This is a genomic window from Corynebacterium sp. (genome assembly GCF_030535495.1).
Classification (GTDB): Bacteria; Actinomycetota; Actinomycetes; order Mycobacteriales; family Mycobacteriaceae; genus Corynebacterium.
The window spans coordinates 1-14,443 of sequence record NZ_JAUNRW010000008.1 but is presented as its reverse complement, the minus strand read 5'-3'; the positions used below and the strand labels follow the sequence as shown (position 1 = coordinate 14,443).

General features: G+C 65.3%; 16 protein-coding genes and 1 pseudogene. 6 read left to right on the top strand and 11 right to left on the bottom strand.

Features of this window, described 5'->3' with window-relative positions; genetic code table 11:
- The 7 genes and pseudogenes from Q4F73_RS02110 to rpmH all read right to left on the bottom strand — a co-directional run.
- Positions 1 to 194, bottom strand: a pseudogene (locus Q4F73_RS02110) (cell division protein); the annotation flags it as partial.
- A 5-nt stretch (positions 195 to 199) separates the two neighbouring features.
- Positions 200 to 1,078: a ParA family protein gene (locus Q4F73_RS02105; RefSeq protein WP_303357695.1), complete on the bottom strand. Its 879-nt coding sequence runs from the start codon at positions 1,076 to 1,078 to the stop codon at positions 200 to 202.
- A gap of 57 nt (positions 1,079 to 1,135) precedes the next feature.
- Positions 1,136 to 1,753 carry a 16S rRNA (guanine(527)-N(7))-methyltransferase RsmG gene (rsmG, locus tag Q4F73_RS02100; RefSeq protein WP_303357694.1) on the bottom strand — a complete coding sequence of 206 codons (618 nt, stop codon included), beginning with the start codon at positions 1,751 to 1,753 and terminating at the stop codon, positions 1,136 to 1,138.
- A 64-nt stretch (positions 1,754 to 1,817) separates the two neighbouring features.
- Entirely contained in the window at positions 1,818 to 2,783 is a 966-nt protein-coding gene (yidC, locus tag Q4F73_RS02095) for a membrane protein insertase YidC (RefSeq protein WP_303357693.1), read from the bottom strand.
- A gap of 33 nt (positions 2,784 to 2,816) precedes the next feature.
- Positions 2,817 to 3,044, bottom strand: coding sequence for a membrane protein insertion efficiency factor YidD (gene yidD / locus Q4F73_RS02090; RefSeq protein WP_303357692.1), 228 nt, complete (start codon positions 3,042 to 3,044; stop codon positions 2,817 to 2,819).
- Positions 3,037 to 3,393, bottom strand: coding sequence for a ribonuclease P protein component (gene rnpA / locus Q4F73_RS02085; protein WP_303357691.1), 357 nt, complete (start codon positions 3,391 to 3,393; stop codon positions 3,037 to 3,039). The genes yidD and rnpA overlap by 8 nt, the downstream gene beginning before the upstream one ends.
- Positions 3,394 to 3,405: 12 nt before the next feature.
- Positions 3,406 to 3,549 (bottom strand): 50S ribosomal protein L34, encoded by a 144-nt coding sequence (gene rpmH, locus Q4F73_RS02080; RefSeq protein WP_015402223.1) that lies wholly within the window; start codon positions 3,547 to 3,549, stop codon positions 3,406 to 3,408.
- Positions 3,550 to 4,310: 761 nt separating this feature from the next.
- Here rpmH and dnaA point away from each other — a divergent pair.
- From dnaA to gyrB, 5 genes are all read left to right on the top strand, one after another.
- The gene (dnaA, locus tag Q4F73_RS02075) at positions 4,311 to 5,840 is read left to right on the top strand and encodes a chromosomal replication initiator protein DnaA (RefSeq protein WP_303357690.1); all 1,530 of its coding nucleotides are present in this window, start codon (positions 4,311 to 4,313) and stop codon (positions 5,838 to 5,840) included.
- Positions 5,841 to 6,375: 535 nt separating this feature from the next.
- Entirely contained in the window at positions 6,376 to 7,557 is a 1,182-nt protein-coding gene (dnaN, locus tag Q4F73_RS02070; protein WP_303357689.1) for a DNA polymerase III subunit beta, read from the top strand.
- Between the two features lie 11 nt (positions 7,558 to 7,568).
- Positions 7,569 to 8,726: a DNA replication/repair protein RecF gene (gene recF / locus Q4F73_RS02065; protein ID WP_303357723.1), complete on the top strand. Its 1,158-nt coding sequence runs from the start codon at positions 7,569 to 7,571 to the stop codon at positions 8,724 to 8,726.
- Positions 8,723 to 9,238: a DciA family protein gene (locus Q4F73_RS02060; protein ID WP_303357688.1), complete on the top strand. Its 516-nt coding sequence runs from the start codon at positions 8,723 to 8,725 to the stop codon at positions 9,236 to 9,238. Before recF ends, Q4F73_RS02060 begins: the two co-directional genes overlap by 4 nt.
- 125 nt (positions 9,239 to 9,363) lie before the next feature.
- On the top strand, positions 9,364 to 11,421 hold the full coding sequence (gene gyrB, locus Q4F73_RS02055; RefSeq protein ID WP_303357687.1) for a DNA topoisomerase (ATP-hydrolyzing) subunit B: 2,058 nt from the start codon (positions 9,364 to 9,366) through the stop codon (positions 11,419 to 11,421).
- Positions 11,422 to 11,427: 6 nt separating this feature from the next.
- Here gyrB and Q4F73_RS02050 read toward each other — a convergent pair whose 3' ends face one another.
- The 4 genes from Q4F73_RS02050 to Q4F73_RS02035 form a co-directional block, all read right to left on the bottom strand.
- Entirely contained in the window at positions 11,428 to 12,060 is a 633-nt protein-coding gene (locus tag Q4F73_RS02050) for a metallophosphoesterase (RefSeq protein ID WP_303357686.1), read from the bottom strand.
- Between the two features lie 3 nt (positions 12,061 to 12,063).
- Positions 12,064 to 12,507, bottom strand: a complete 444-nt coding sequence (locus tag Q4F73_RS02045; RefSeq protein WP_303357685.1) for a hypothetical protein — start codon at positions 12,505 to 12,507, stop codon at positions 12,064 to 12,066.
- 228 nt (positions 12,508 to 12,735) lie between these two features.
- Positions 12,736 to 13,002, bottom strand: a complete 267-nt coding sequence (locus Q4F73_RS02040) for a TetR family transcriptional regulator (protein ID WP_303357684.1) — start codon at positions 13,000 to 13,002, stop codon at positions 12,736 to 12,738.
- Positions 12,999 to 13,211, bottom strand: a complete 213-nt coding sequence (locus Q4F73_RS02035; RefSeq protein ID WP_303357683.1) for a CopG family transcriptional regulator — start codon at positions 13,209 to 13,211, stop codon at positions 12,999 to 13,001. Before Q4F73_RS02035 ends, Q4F73_RS02040 begins: the two co-directional genes overlap by 4 nt.
- A gap of 117 nt (positions 13,212 to 13,328) precedes the next feature.
- Between Q4F73_RS02035 and Q4F73_RS02030 the strand changes: the two genes are divergently transcribed.
- The coding region (locus Q4F73_RS02030; RefSeq protein ID WP_303357682.1) for a DNA gyrase subunit A at positions 13,329 to 14,443 on the top strand (1,115 nt) is incomplete at its 3' end.

Genomic DNA, 14,443 nt, shown 5'->3' with positions numbered 1-14,443 from the left:
GTCGGCCCGGTGCCCGGCAACCCCGGCTTCGGAGCACCCTTGACCTGGCGCTTCTGCTCGCGGGCGCCCTTGGTGCCGCCGAGAATGACATCGGCGGCACCGTCGCCCAGCTTCGGCGAGGACGGGGTGGGGCCGGAGGGAATCAGGGCGGCGAGACCGCGACCGAGTCCACCTTTACGTGTTTCCTGGTTCATGACGCCTACCTTTCTGACGCGAGCTGCTGAGCGGTTTCGGGGCTGACCCCGATGGGGCCGGTGGACTCGGCGGGCTGATAGTCACCGCGGGTGGCGAACTCCCGGGCCGCGTCGAGATAGGCCACGGCACCGCGGGACGTGGGATCGTAGGCCAGCACCGTCTGCCCGTAGCCGGGGGCCTCGGACACCTTCACCGAGCGCGGGATGACGTGTCCGAGAACCACATCACCGAAGTGGGCGCGGACCTCGGTGGCGACCTGCTCGGAGAGCTTGGTGCGCGCGTCGTACATCGTCAGCAGGATGGCGGAGATGTGGAGGTTGGTGTTGAGGTGCTGCCGGATCATGGAGATGTTGTTGAGCAGCTGCCCCACACCCTCGAGCGCGTAGTACTCGCACTGGATGGGGATGAGGACCTCGTCGACCGCGGTCATCGCGTTGATGGTGAGCAGCCCCAGGGACGGCGGGCAGTCGATGATGACGTAGTCGAAGCCGTGATCGCCGAGGAAACCGGATCCGCGGAGCGCATCATGCAGGCGGTACTCGCGGCGCACGAGGGAGACGAGCTCGATCTCCGCGCCGGCCAGGTCGATGGTGGCGGGGATGCAGAAGAGGTTCTCGTGGGCGGTGGAGGGCTGCACGGCATCGGCGGCGGTGGCCTCGCCGATGAGCAGCTCATAGCTGGAGGTGGTGCCGGAGGTGTGCTCGGCGCCCAGGGCCGTGGAGGCGTTGCCCTGCGGGTCGAGATCGACGACGAGGACCTTCGCCCCGAGCATCGCCAGCCCGGCCGCGAGGTTCACGGAGCTGGTGGTCTTGCCGACGCCGCCCTTCTGGTTGGCGACCGTGATCAGACGCGGCGCTTCCGGCTTCGGCAACTGCTCAACCATGGATTCCGACCTGGCCTCTTCCTCAACTGAAACTATGACTGTCTAGCCTTCCCCACCTTAGTGCACGCGGGGGATGCGGATGATCGTCGTGGGCTCCGCCAGGTGGGCCTGTCCCACCGTGCTTATCGACGCCCGCCCACCGCCGGCCTTCCTGATCACTGCAGCGTCGCGTTCGAGCTCCTCCCCGACAGACGATCCCTTCATGGCGATCATCTCCCCACCCTGTCGCACCAGCGGCAGCGACCACCCGGCGAGCTTGCCCAAGGGGGCGACGGCGCGGGAGGTGACGATGTCCACGGGCTCGTCGAGGGGCTGATCCTCGGCGCGGGCCCGGATGACGGTGACATTGGGCAGACCCAGCTTGTCGACGACCTCCTGCAGGTACACCGAGCGCTTGAGGAGCGGCTCGATGAGCGTGATGTCGAGGTCCGGGCGCGCGATGGCCAGCGGGATGCCGGGCAGGCCGGCCCCGGAGCCGACGTCAGCGACGCGCGCCCCGTGCTCCATCACCTCGCCGATGACCGCGCAGTTGAGGATGTGGCGCTCCCACAGTCGGTCCACCTCCCGCGGGCCGATGAAGCCACGGGTGGCACCAATGGTGGCCAGGGATTCGTGGTACGCCTCGGCCAGCGGAAGTCGCTCGCCGAACACTGCCTGCGCGGGGGTCTCACTCATGTCACACAACGATACAGCCACCGGGAACCAGTGGTTCGCGGTGGCTGTCGGGGGCGTCGATAAGCTACTTCTTCTTACGCTTCTTCTTGGCGCCGGCGCGGGCGCCGGGGGCCGGGGCGGTGGTGCGCTTGAGGGCCTTGCGGGCTTCTTCCTCCGCCTCCTCCTCGCGGTCCATCTGGGCGAAGAGCACGCGCTGCTGGAAGAACGTCCACACGTTGTTGGACATCATGTAGAACAGCAGGCCGATGTGCCACAGGAAGCCGGTGAACAGGATGGTGGCGGGCATGACCCACAGCATCATCTTGTTCATCATGCCCATCTGCATGGCCATCATGTCGGCGTTGTCGCCGGAGGGGGCGGCCTGCTTGCCGGAGGCGATGCGTGCCTTCTGGCGGTCGATGGACATACGGGCGTTGAAGTGGGTGGCCACGGCGATGATGATGGCCAGCGGCGCCGCGACGAAGATGATGTCGGTGCGCGTGAAGTCCACCGGCTCGAAGGCCTGGTACATGTCCTTCGGCATGGAGATGTAGGAGGACAGCGGCACGCCGAAGAAGCGGGCGTCGATGAAGGACTGGACCTCGTCCACACCGAAGATGTAGTTCGGGGTGTTGCGGTTCTCCTCGATGGACATGCCGAGCTGGCCGACGCCCTCGCCGGTGCGGTTGAAGGAGCGCAGCACGTGGAACAGGCCGATGAACACCGGGATCTGGATGAGCATCGGCAGGCAGCCGAGCAGCGGGTTGACGCCCATCTCCTTCTGGAGCTTGCGCGTCTCCTCCATCATCTTCTGCTGGTCGTTCTTGTACTTGCTGCGGATCTCCGCCATCTTGGGCTGCATTTCCTGCATCTTGCGGCCCGAGCGCAGCTGATTCTGGGTGGGCTTGAACATGATCGCCTTGACCGTGAAGGTGAGGAAGACGATCGACAGCACCCAGGTGATGCCGAGGTCCGGGTCGAGCACAAAGCTGAAGACCTTGTGCCAGAACCACAGGATGGCCGAGATCGGCCAGTAAATGAAGTTGAGCACTGTGTGTCAGGACTCCTTGATATCGGTGTTCTCTCAGGCGGGGTCGTACCCGCCCGGATGCCATGGACCGCACTTGCTCAGTCGGGCCAGTGCCATGATCAGACCCTTCAGCGCCCCATGTCCGCGGACGGCATCGAGTGCGTAGGCGCTGCAGGACGGTTCAAATCGGCAGGACGACCCCATCTTAAGGGGCGAGATGTTTTTTTGGTAGAACAGCACCGCCGACTCCAGGAGACGGGCAGCGGGGGAGAGCCTACTCATGCAGAGCTCCCAGGCGGCGCAGCGCCTGACGAATGTCTCGGTCCAGCTCGCCGGACGAGGCGGCTCCGGCCGCCGGCAGCGCCCTGATGACCAGGTCGCTGGCGGCGGGAAGGGTCTCGAACAGTCCGGCACAGACGTGACGAAGCCGTCGGGAGGTGCGGTGACGGATCACCGCGTTCCCGACGGCCTTGGAGACGATGAGCCCGACGCGGGGACCGCCCTGGTGGGCGATCTCGGCGTCGGGCTCATGAAGATGTACCACTACGGTACGGCTACCGGCGCGGCGTCCACGCTTGATCGTCCGGCTGAACTCAGTCGGCGACGTGAACTTGTGCTGCTTCGGAAGCACCGGTGGTGCGAATTAAGCGGTCAGCTTGGCGCGACCCTTACGGCGACGCGCCGAGACGATGGCGCGACCTGCACGGGTGCGCATACGGGTCCGGAAGCCGTGCACGCGTGCGCGACGACGGTTGTTCGGCTGGAACGTCCGCTTGCCCTTTGCCACGGTTGTTCTCCTCTTGTGTGACGCGGTCGCCCCGTACGGGACCGGTGGGACCGCTGAAGTTTTCGATTAACAATGAGATGTGCTGCGTCCGCACTGACGCGCGGCGGGTGCCGCGGCCCGGTGATCCGGTGCCGACGCTGCTCTCACACACATCCGCCGGCGCAATCCCGTGTCGGGCGCATCCGGCGGTGTGACAGACCATCACAGACTACGCGAGGCCCGCCCCGTCGAACAAATTGACTTCCCCGGCGTGTCGTGGGTCGCGGAACGGGTGCCCCTGAAATGACAATTCTGTGATTTTCCACTGCTTACCGGGGAATTTGTCCGTTTTCCCAGCAGTGCATCCGGAGCGCCGCGGAGGGCGGCGAAGTCGGTGTCCGATTCGATGGACACTGAGCTCGGGTGTTAGGTAACAATAAAGAGACTCACACAACATCACAGAGCGTTCACCAACACCCCTGTGGATAACTGTCAATCAGAGGTTGAGAGTTTTGCAGTGGGGTGACATCCTCGCAGGTGACAGGCGTATCGAAGGCAAGTCGTTTTATCCACAGGTCATGGACTAGGCTGTGGAAAGATGGGCGCCGCCGATACTCCACAGCTGTGGACAACTCTGTGGATGGCAAGGTCGCAGCCCTGACGGGCCTGTGAACAGATGCGGTGCACGACCCCCTGCCAGAGCCCGACCACCCCACCGCATGACGCCTTCGGCATGCCCGAATGCGCCCGACAATGTCCGGAACCTAAAGGAGCAGCCCCACGTGGCGGATCAGCAACAGTCACTGGCAGAGACCTGGCAGGCCATCAGGGAGGAACTCCTCAGCCAGTCCGAGCGCCCGGACTCCAGCATTCCCACCTTCACGCACCAGCAGCGTGCCTTCCTGGGACTGGTCCAGCCCATCGTGCTCGTCGACGGATACGCCGTGCTGGCCACGCCGCACGCCATGGCCAAGCAGGTGATCGAGGACGACTTCGGCCCGCACATCGTCAAGGTGCTCACCGAACGCACCGGGCGCCCCTGCAGCCTGGCGGTCTCCATCGAGCCGGCCGCGGCACCGGTTCCTGCCGCCCCCATCCAGACGACTGTTCCCGGAGTGCAGGAGACCATCTCCGACCAGCAGCTCGGCTGGAACACCTCGCACACCCCGGCCCCCGCCCCGGCTCCGCCGACACAGACCTACGTCCCGCCGCAGTCGCCGACCTACGACCAGTCGCAGCGCCTCCCGCGGGAAAAGCCCGCTCATGATCCGAACCGGGAGAAGTCCCTCAACCCGAAATACACCTTCGAGAGCTTCGTCATCGGTTCCTCCAACCGTTTCGCCAACGGTGCCGCGGTGGCCGTCGCCGAGAATCCGGCGCGCGCCTACAACCCGTTGTTCATCTGGGGTGGCTCCGGCCTGGGTAAGACCCACCTGCTCCACGCGGCCGGCAACTACGCGCAGGTGCTGCAGCCGGGCCTGCGGGTCAAGTACGTCTCCAGTGAGGAATTCACCAACGACTACATCAACTCGGTGCGCGATGACCGGCAGGAGTCCTTCAAGCGTCGCTACCGCAACCTCGACATCCTCATGGTCGATGACATCCAGTTCCTCGAGGGCAAGGAAGGAACCCAGGAGGAGTTCTTCCACACCTTCAATGCCCTCCACCAGGCGGACAAGCAGATCATCCTGTCCTCCGACCGCCCGCCGAAGCAGCTGACGACGCTGGAGGATCGCCTGCGCACCCGTTTCGAGGGCGGCCTGATCACCGATATCCAGCCCCCGGACCTGGAGACCCGCATCGCCATCCTGGAGAAGAAGGCCCAGGCCGACGGCACCCACGTCGACCGCAGTGTCCTCGAACTCATCGCCTCACGCTTCGAGTCCTCCATCCGTGAGCTGGAGGGCGCCCTCATCCGTGTGTCGGCCTATTCTTCGCTTATCGACGAACCCATCAACCAGGAGATGGCCGAGATCGCACTGCGCGACATCCTTCCGGACGCCGCCGACGTGGAGATCACCGCCTCGACGATCATGGAGGTCACGGCCGACTACTTCGGAATCACCCAGGACACGCTCACCGGTGCCGGCAAGACGCGCGCCGTCGCGCACGCCCGCCAGCTGGCGATGTATCTGTGCCGTGAACTCACCGATCTCTCCCTGCCGAAGATCGGCTCGGAATTCGGTGGCAAGGACCACACCACCGTCATGTATGCCGACCGGAAGATCCGCAAGGAGATGACGGAAAAACGTGATACCTACGATGAGATTCAGGCGCTGACCCATCTGATCAAGAACCGCGGACGCGGCTGAACCCCCGTCGTATCAACACCCCCGGTCCTCCCTGCGGAGCACCGGGGGTTTCTTGTCCACAGGGTTATCCACACCTGTGTAATTACAGCTGTGTAACTCAGAGAGATTAGTCACAAAGTGGCCTCCGACACATGTGCCGCCCGCCCTGTGGATAACCGGGTTATCCCTGTTGAGAAGCGGTGGATGACAAGCACCTGCGTTGTGAAAGGATTCGACACCCGTCGAGTTGTCCACAGCCGCCTCGAGTTATCCACACCTTGTTCACACCCCGAATCACATCCCGGAAATTTGCGGCTACCTTGAGATTCATCCCCTCTTCCACAGGTTGCACAGGACTTACTGTTACTACCAGCTTTTCAACTAGTAATTTCTAGAGAAGAAAGAGGATGTGGGGACAACGCTCACCGGGGTGGACGGCAGCCGATGACAGCGAATGACAACAATCGCTCGGCCGGGGAGCAGTCAGGTACGTTGGAGTTTGTTGTTCAGGGGGTCCGCGACGGCGGATCACAAGTTTTTCAAGGAGCCCACAAGCATGGAGTCACAAGCAGTGTCATTCCGGGTGGTCAGGGATGATCTCGCCCACGCCGTGGCATGGGTCGCGCGGAGCCTGCCCACCAAGGTGACGCAGCCGGTGCTGCGCGCCATGCTCATCACTGCCGATGACAACGGCCTCGAGTTCGCAGGATTCGACTACGAGGTCTCCACCAAGGTGCGCGTCGCCGCGGAGATCGGTGACCAGGGACGCATCGCCGTGGCCGGCAAACTCATCGCGGAGATCGTCAGCAACCTGCCCAACAAGCCGGTCGAGCTGCGGGTCGACGGTTCCAAGGCGCTGCTGTCGTGTGGTTCCTCCCGCTTCGAGCTCCCCCTCATCCCGCTCGACGATTACCCGCAGATCCCGACGCTGCCCGAGGTCACCGGCACCATCAACCCCGCGCTGTTCAACGAGGCCGTCACCCAGGTGGCCACCGCCGCCGGCAAGGACGACACCCTGCCGATGCTCACGGGTGTGCACATGGAGGTCGCGGGCAACCAGGTCAAGCTGGCCGCCACCGACCGTTTCCGTCTCGCACTGCGTACCTTCGAATGGGATCCCGCGTCCCCCGACGTCCAGGCGAAGCTTTTGGTCCCGGCCAAGACCCTCCTGGAGAATGCCCGCAGCCTGGACACCTCCCACCCGGTCGAGATCGCCGTGGGTAGCGGCGAGCAGATCGGTGCCGCCGGCCTGTTCGGCATCCACACCGACTCCCGCGAGACCACCGCGCGCATGCTCGATGCGGAATTCCCCAACATCCAGCCGTTGCTGCCGAAGACGCACACTTCGATCGCCAGCGTCGAGATCGCCCCGCTGCAGGAGGCGATCCGCCGCGTCAGCCTGGTCACCGAGCGCAACGCCCAGATCCGCATGCAGTTCACCGATGGTGAGCTCATCCTCTCCGCCGGCGGCATGGACTCCGGTCACGCCGAGGAGCGTCTGCCCTGTGCCTTCACCGGCAAGGATGAACTGGTCATCGCCTTCAACCCTGGTTATCTCCGCGACGGCCTCGGGGTGGTCCACACCTCGCGCGTGGTCTTCGGATTCACCGAGCCTTCACGCCCGGCGATCCTCGTCCCGGAGCCGGCTGAGCTGCCCGAGGCGGACGAGGACGGCACGTTCCCGACCCCGGAGACCGAGTTCACCTATCTCCTCATGCCGGTGCGCCTGCCCGGATAGGTAGGTGCGTCATCTACATCAGGACGCTGGACCTGCGGGATTTCCGCAGTTGGCCCGAGCTGACGCTGGAGCTGGAAGCGGGAATCACGCTGTTCGTCGGCCGCAACGGCTTCGGTAAGACCAACATCATCGAGGCGGTGGGATACACCGCCCACCTGGCCAGCCACCGTGTCTCCCAGGATGCGCCCCTGGTCCGTCAGGGGGCGGACAACGCCCGGATTTCCACCACCGCGGTCAATCAGGGGCGGGAACTGACGACCCATCTGCTCATCAAACCGCACGCGGCCAACCAGGCGCAGATCAACCGCACCCGTCTGTCCTCCCCGCGCGAGCTCCTCGGGGTGGTGCGCACGGTGTTGTTCGCCCCGGAGGACCTGGCGCTCATCAAGGGGGAACCGGCCGAACGACGCCGCTACGTCGACGACATCATCGCCACCCGCAGCCCGCGTCTGGCCGGGGTCAAGGCGGACTACGACAAGGTGCTCCGCCAACGCAACGCACTGCTGAAATCCGCCAACGCCGCCCTGCGCCGCGGTTACCGGGACGATGACGGCGCCAGCGCCCTGGCCACCCTCGATGTGTGGGACAGCCAGCTCGCCGCCCACGGCTCCCAGGTCATCGCCGCGCGCCTGGTGCTTCTCGACGAACTGGGGGATCTCATCGCCGAGGCCTATGCGGGGATCGCACCGGAGTCCCGCCCGGTGGGGGTGGAGTACCGGTCGACGGTGGCGTCGATAAGTAGGGAACCGGAGGTTCTCGAGGCGGAGATGCTCGCCGAGCTCGGCCGGGGACGCTCCCGCGAGATCGACCGGGGCATGTCGCTGGTGGGACCGCACCGTGATGATGTCATCCTCAGTCTGGGGCAGGCGCCGGCGAAGGGTTTCGCCTCGCACGGGGAGACGTGGAGTTACGCGATCGCGCTGCGCCTGGCGGAGTTCACCCTGCTGCGTCGCGACGGCACCGATCCGGTCCTCATCCTCGACGATGTCTTCGCGGAACTCGATGCCCGTCGGCGGGAGAAGCTGGTGGAACTGGCGGCGGATGCGGAACAGGTGCTCATCACCGCGGCCGTCGACGGGGATCTGCCCGCGAACATCGCGGAGCAGGCCACGAAATACATGGTCACGGTGCGTGACACCGACGACGGCCGGATCAGTGAGTTGTCATGAGTGAGCCGGATCCGGTCCAGGCCGCCTTCGAGGCGATGCGGAAGGCCGCGCAGAAGCGGGGGTCGACGCCGCTTCCCGCGCGCCGGCCTCAGAAGAACACCACCCCACCGCGGTTGGGGCGGCCCAGCGGCAGAGACGGGCGACGCCAGCGTCGACCACTCGAGGTCGACACCTTCGGATCCCTCCTGGGCAGCGAGATCAACCGGCGGGGCTGGGAGAAGGACATCGCGGGCGGATGGGTGTTCGGCAACTGGGACGAGCTGGTGGGTCCGAAGATCGCCCAGCACACCACGGTGGAGATGGTGAAGGACAAGAAGGTGTTCATCACCTGCGATTCCACCGCCTGGGCGACGAACCTGCGGATGATGCAGAGGCAGATTCTGCAGGTGATCGCGGACAAGGTCGGCCCGAACATCATCGTGGAGCTGAAGATCTTCGGCCCGAAGGCCCCCAGTTGGCGGAAGGGACCCCTGCACGTCAAGGGTCGCGGGCCCCGGGACACGTACGGATAAGCGCCACAGCGCCAAATTCGCGCGAGAATGCCCCTCCGCCGCGCGCAACCCCGTCGCTGGTAGTGACCCCCGCGGTGTAGACTGATGAGGTCTGATTCAAATCTAGCGAGGAGAACTCGTTTCACGTGGCTAACGCTGAACACAACTACGATGCGTCATCGATCACGATTCTCGAGGGTCTCGAAGCCGTCCGCAAGCGCCCCGGCATGTACATCGGTTCCACCGGGCCGCGCGGCCTGCACCACCTGGTGTGGGAGGTCGTGGACAACTCCGTGGACGAGGCCATGGCCGGGTACGCCACCAAGGTCGAGGTGACCCTGCTGGCCGACGGCGGCGTGCAGGTCGTCGACGACGGACGCGGCATCCCCGTCGAGATGCACCCCTCCGGTGCGCCGACCGTCCAGGTCGTCATGACCCAGCTGCACGCCGGCGGCAAGTTCGACTCCGACTCCTACGCGGTCTCCGGTGGTCTGCACGGTGTGGGTATCTCCGTGGTCAACGCCCTGTCGACCCACGTCGAGGCCGACATCAAGCGTGACGGCAAGCACTGGATCCAGAACTTCAACAACTCCATCCCCGAGGATCTCGTCGAGGGCGGCAACGCCCGCGGCACCGGTACGACGATCCGTTTCTGGCCGGACGCCGAGATCTTCGAGACGACCGACTTCGACTACGACACCATCGCGCGTCGCCTGCAGGAGATGGCCTTCCTCAACAAGGGCCTGACGATCACGCTCAAGGACGAGCGCGTCTCCGAGGAGCAGCTCGAGCTCGAGGCCATCGCCGAGGAGGGCGACACCGCCCAGCTTCTCGACGGACCGTCCTTCGACGACACCGAGGTCGAGGAGGCTCCCGCCGGCGAGGCCCCGAAGCCGCCGAAGAAGCGCGAGAAGAAGGTCACGTACCACTACCCGGAGGGCCTGGTCGACTACGTCAACCACCTCAACAAGGGCAAGAACGTCATCCACCCCTCGATCGTGTCCTTTGACGCCAAGGGTGAGGGCCATGAGGTGGAGATCGCCATGCAGTGGAACTCCGGGTACAAGGAGTCCGTGCACACCTTCGCCAACACCATCAACACCCACGAGGGTGGCACGCACGAGGAGGGTTTCCGCTCCGCGCTGACCTCCCTGATGAACAAGTACGCCCGCGAGCACAAGCTGGTCAAGGACAAGGATCCTAAACTCACCGGTGAGGACTGCCGCGAGGGCCTGGCCGCCGTCGTCTCCGTCCGCGTCGCCGACCCGCAGTTCGAGGGCCAGACGAAGACGAAGCTCGGCAACACCGAGATCCGTTCCTTCGTGCAGCGCATGGCCAATGAGCACGTGGCCATGTGGCTCGACGCCAACCCGGCGGAGGCCAAGGTCATCGTCAACAAGGCCGTGGCGTCCTCCCAGGCGCGCATCGCTGCGCGTAAGGCCCGCGAGCTGGTGCGCCGCAAGTCCGCCACCGATCTCGGCGGCCTGCCCGGCAAGCTCGCCGACTGCCGTTCCAAGGATCCGTCGGTCTCCGAGCTCTACATCGTGGAGGGTGACTCGGCCGGTGGTTCCGCGAAGGCCGGTCGCGATTCGCTGTACCAGGCGATTCTGCCGCTGCGCGGCAAGATCCTCAACGTGGAGAAGGCGCGCCTCGACCGGGTGCTGAAGAACGCCGAGGTCCAGGCCATCATCACCGCCCTGGGCACGGGCATCAACGAGGAGTTCGACATCTCGAAGCTCCGCTACCACAAGATCGTGCTCATGGCCGATGCCGACGTCGACGGCCAGCACATCGCCACCCTGCTGCTCACCCTGCTGTTCCGCTTCATGCCCGATCTCATCGCGGAAGGACACGTCTACCTGGCGAATCCGCCGCTGTACAAGCTCAAGTGGCAGGGCAAGGGCGATCCGGGCTTCGCGTACTCCGACGACGAGCGCGACGAGCAGCTCAAGGAGGGCCTCGCCGCCGGCCGCAAGATCAACAAGGACGACGGCATCCAGCGCTACAAGGGTCTCGGTGAGATGAACCCCAACGAGCTGTGGGAGACGACCCTCGACCCGTCGATGCGCATCCTGCGTCGCGTCGACCTCGAGGACGCCCAGCGTGCCGACGAGCTCTTCTCCATCCTCATGGGTGATGACGTGGCGGCCCGCCGTTCCTTCATCACCCGCAAGGCGAAGGACGTCCGCTTCCTCGACGTCTAGTGAGGGCTAGAGGGTGGGGACGTCGATCTCCATCATCTGTCCCATGCCGATCCAGCCGATCCACGGGTCCTCGTTGAGGACCACGGGGGAGTGGACGTGCCCCATGAGGCAGGCGCTGTAGCCACGAGAGAGCAGGTGCTCCGTGGTGGTGGGCAGACACGGGTTGTTGGTGTACTGGCCCTCCACCTCGGTGTGCAGCACACCGATGTGTCCGGGGCCGTCCACCTGCGGCAGATCCTCAAGGCTCTCCCGCGGATCCGGGTCCCCGGTGACGTGGATGGCGTGGAAGGTGAGCGGGATTCCGGGGACAGTCAGCGTTTCCACCCCCTCGCCCCGGGGCCGGTACACCCCCTCCATCGTGGGGAATCGAGGGATGATTCCGGCACCCACGTCGTGGTTGCCCCACACGTGGACCAGGGGTGTTCCGAGGTCGACGGTGATGAAGCGAAACAGCGCGACGGCGTCCTCCAGGTCGGCGTCGGTGGATTCCTCCTTGTCCAGCAGGTCACCGGCGAAGACGATGGCCTGCGCGCCGTGGGCGGTGGCGTCGAGAAGCGCCTCGCGGGCCCACTGCACCCCGGGCGCCTGTCGACGGCCCAAATGGAGATCGGCGAAGGCCGCCAGACGTACCGTGCCCATGAATCAGGGCATGTGCTTCTGCAGGATACGACCCAGCTCCGGGATCTCCGGGGTGATGATCTTCGCCACCTTGCCGCGCAGGCCGTTGTAGGCCTTCGCCAGCGGGGCGACGGTGATGGATTCGGCGTTGCGATCCGCGATGGCCATGAGGGAGTCGACGACCTGGGGGCCGCGGTCGGCGAGGAAGGTGCCGAAGTCGGTGGCTGCCTCGTCCGCGCGGAAGGCCTGCCAGTGGGGCTGCAGATCACCGAGGACATCCGGGAGCATCCGGTTGATGCCCTTCGGCACGATGTCGGCGTCAACTTTCCGGGCGCCGGCGACGGCGGCCTTGATGGCGGTGCCGGTGAGTCCGGACTGCCGGGCGACGGTGGCATCTGCGAAGCTTGCGAGGTCCGCGACCACGGCGGAGCGCTTGTCGCCGGTGAGGAGCTGGGAGAGATCAGTCATGCGCCCCACAGTAGTGAAAAAGAGCGATCTCCATGGTTGAACTCAACCGATTGTCACCGGGTGAGAACAACGACGGGGATCGCTTCTCGCGTTGCAGCTCTTCCGCCACAGTCCCTAGCTAGTCACTTCTGCAACTTTAGATAACTGCAACCACAACGGTTACAAACTCTACACACCGGGGTCGGTGCCCGCCAAAGAAACGGACGGGGAAAAGCCGGGGTGCGGCACCTAGTGGGGGAGACGCAGGTAAACCTCCCGGCAGACGGCACCGAATTCCTCGTTGGCGTCGGTGAGAGGCTGCAGTCTCGCCACCGCCTCAGCCAGGGCGAGACCGGCCGCGGACGGACCGGGGTACACCGCGATACCGCTGATCCGGGCGCCGGGCACCGCCGCTGCCGCCACCAACGCGCCGAAGTCCCGGACCTGCACCCGACGGGTGGCGCAGAACTGATCGGCGATGAGCAGCAGCTGCTCCGGGGTGAGCGCGGGGGTCATCCGCGCGAGCGCCGGATCCGTGCCTCCAACGCCGCATGTCCGGGAATGATATCCCGGGCGATGTCGGCGACGGCGGCGTCGTTGAGCAGCCGCGTGGCGGCGGCGACGATGGCGCGCACCGCCGCCTCGTGCTTGCTGGAACCCTGGGCCTGCGCGAGAAGCGTGAGTGCGCGGTCCTGCTCGGGGGTGAGACGGAGAGTCATGGCCATGCCACATTGATACCAGAGTGATACCACTAGGGCGTCGATAAGCGCCGTACACGGCCGTAGAACGCCGACAGGGTAGTATGAGGGGGTATTTCAACCCCCTCAGACAGATAGGTGATCATGAGCGACGACACCACCCAGGGTGGCGGCGACCTCTTCGACCGCATCCTCCCCATCGACATCAATGAGGAGATGCAGACCAGCTACATCGACTACGCGATGTCCGTCATCGTCGGTCGTGCGCTGCCGGAGGTCCGCGACGGCATGAAGCCCGTCCACCGCCGCATCATGTACGCGATGTTCGACTCCGGCTACCGTCCGGAACGCGGTTACGTGAAGTCCGCCCGCCCCGTCTCCGACACGATGGGTCAGTTCCACCCGCACGGTGACGTGGCCATCTACGACACGCTGGTGCGACTGGCCCAGCCGTGGAACATGCGCTACCCGCTGGTCGACGGCCAGGGCAACTTCGGCTCCCGCGGCAACGACGGCCCCGCCGCCATGCGTTACACGGAGTGCAAGATGACGCCGCTGGCCATGGAGATGGTCCGCGACATCCGCGAGAACACCGTCGACTTCTCCCCGAACTACGACGGCAAGACCCGCGAGCCGGACGTCCTGCCCGCGCGCGTGCCCAACCTGCTCATGAACGGCTCCGGCGGCATCGCCGTCGGCATGGCGACGAACATTCCGCCGCACAACCTCGGGGAGCTCGCCGGCGCCATCTACTGGCTGCTGAACAACCCGGAGGCCGAGGAGAAGGAGGCCCTCGAGGCGTGCATGTCCTTCGTCAAGGGCCCCGATTTCCCCACCGCCGGTCTCATCGTCGGTGACCAGGGCATCAAGGACGCCTACACCACCGGCCGCGGTTCCATCCGCATGCGCGGCGTCACCTCCATCGAGGAGGCGGGCAACCGCCAGACCATCGTCATCACCGAGCTGCCCTACCAGGTCAACCCGGACAACATGGTGGCCAACATCGCCGAGCAGGTCGCCGCGGGCAAGCTCGCCGGCATCTCGCGTATCGACGACGAATCCTCCGACCGCGTCGGCCTCCGCATCGTCATCACCCTCAAGCGGGATGCCGTGCCGCGCGTGGTGCTCAACAACCTGTACAAGCACTCGCAGCTGCAGTCGAACTTCAGCGCCAACATGCTCTCCATCGTCGACGGTGTGCCGCGCACCCTGCGCCTCGACCAGATGCTGCGCTACTACGTCGCCCACCAGATCGACGT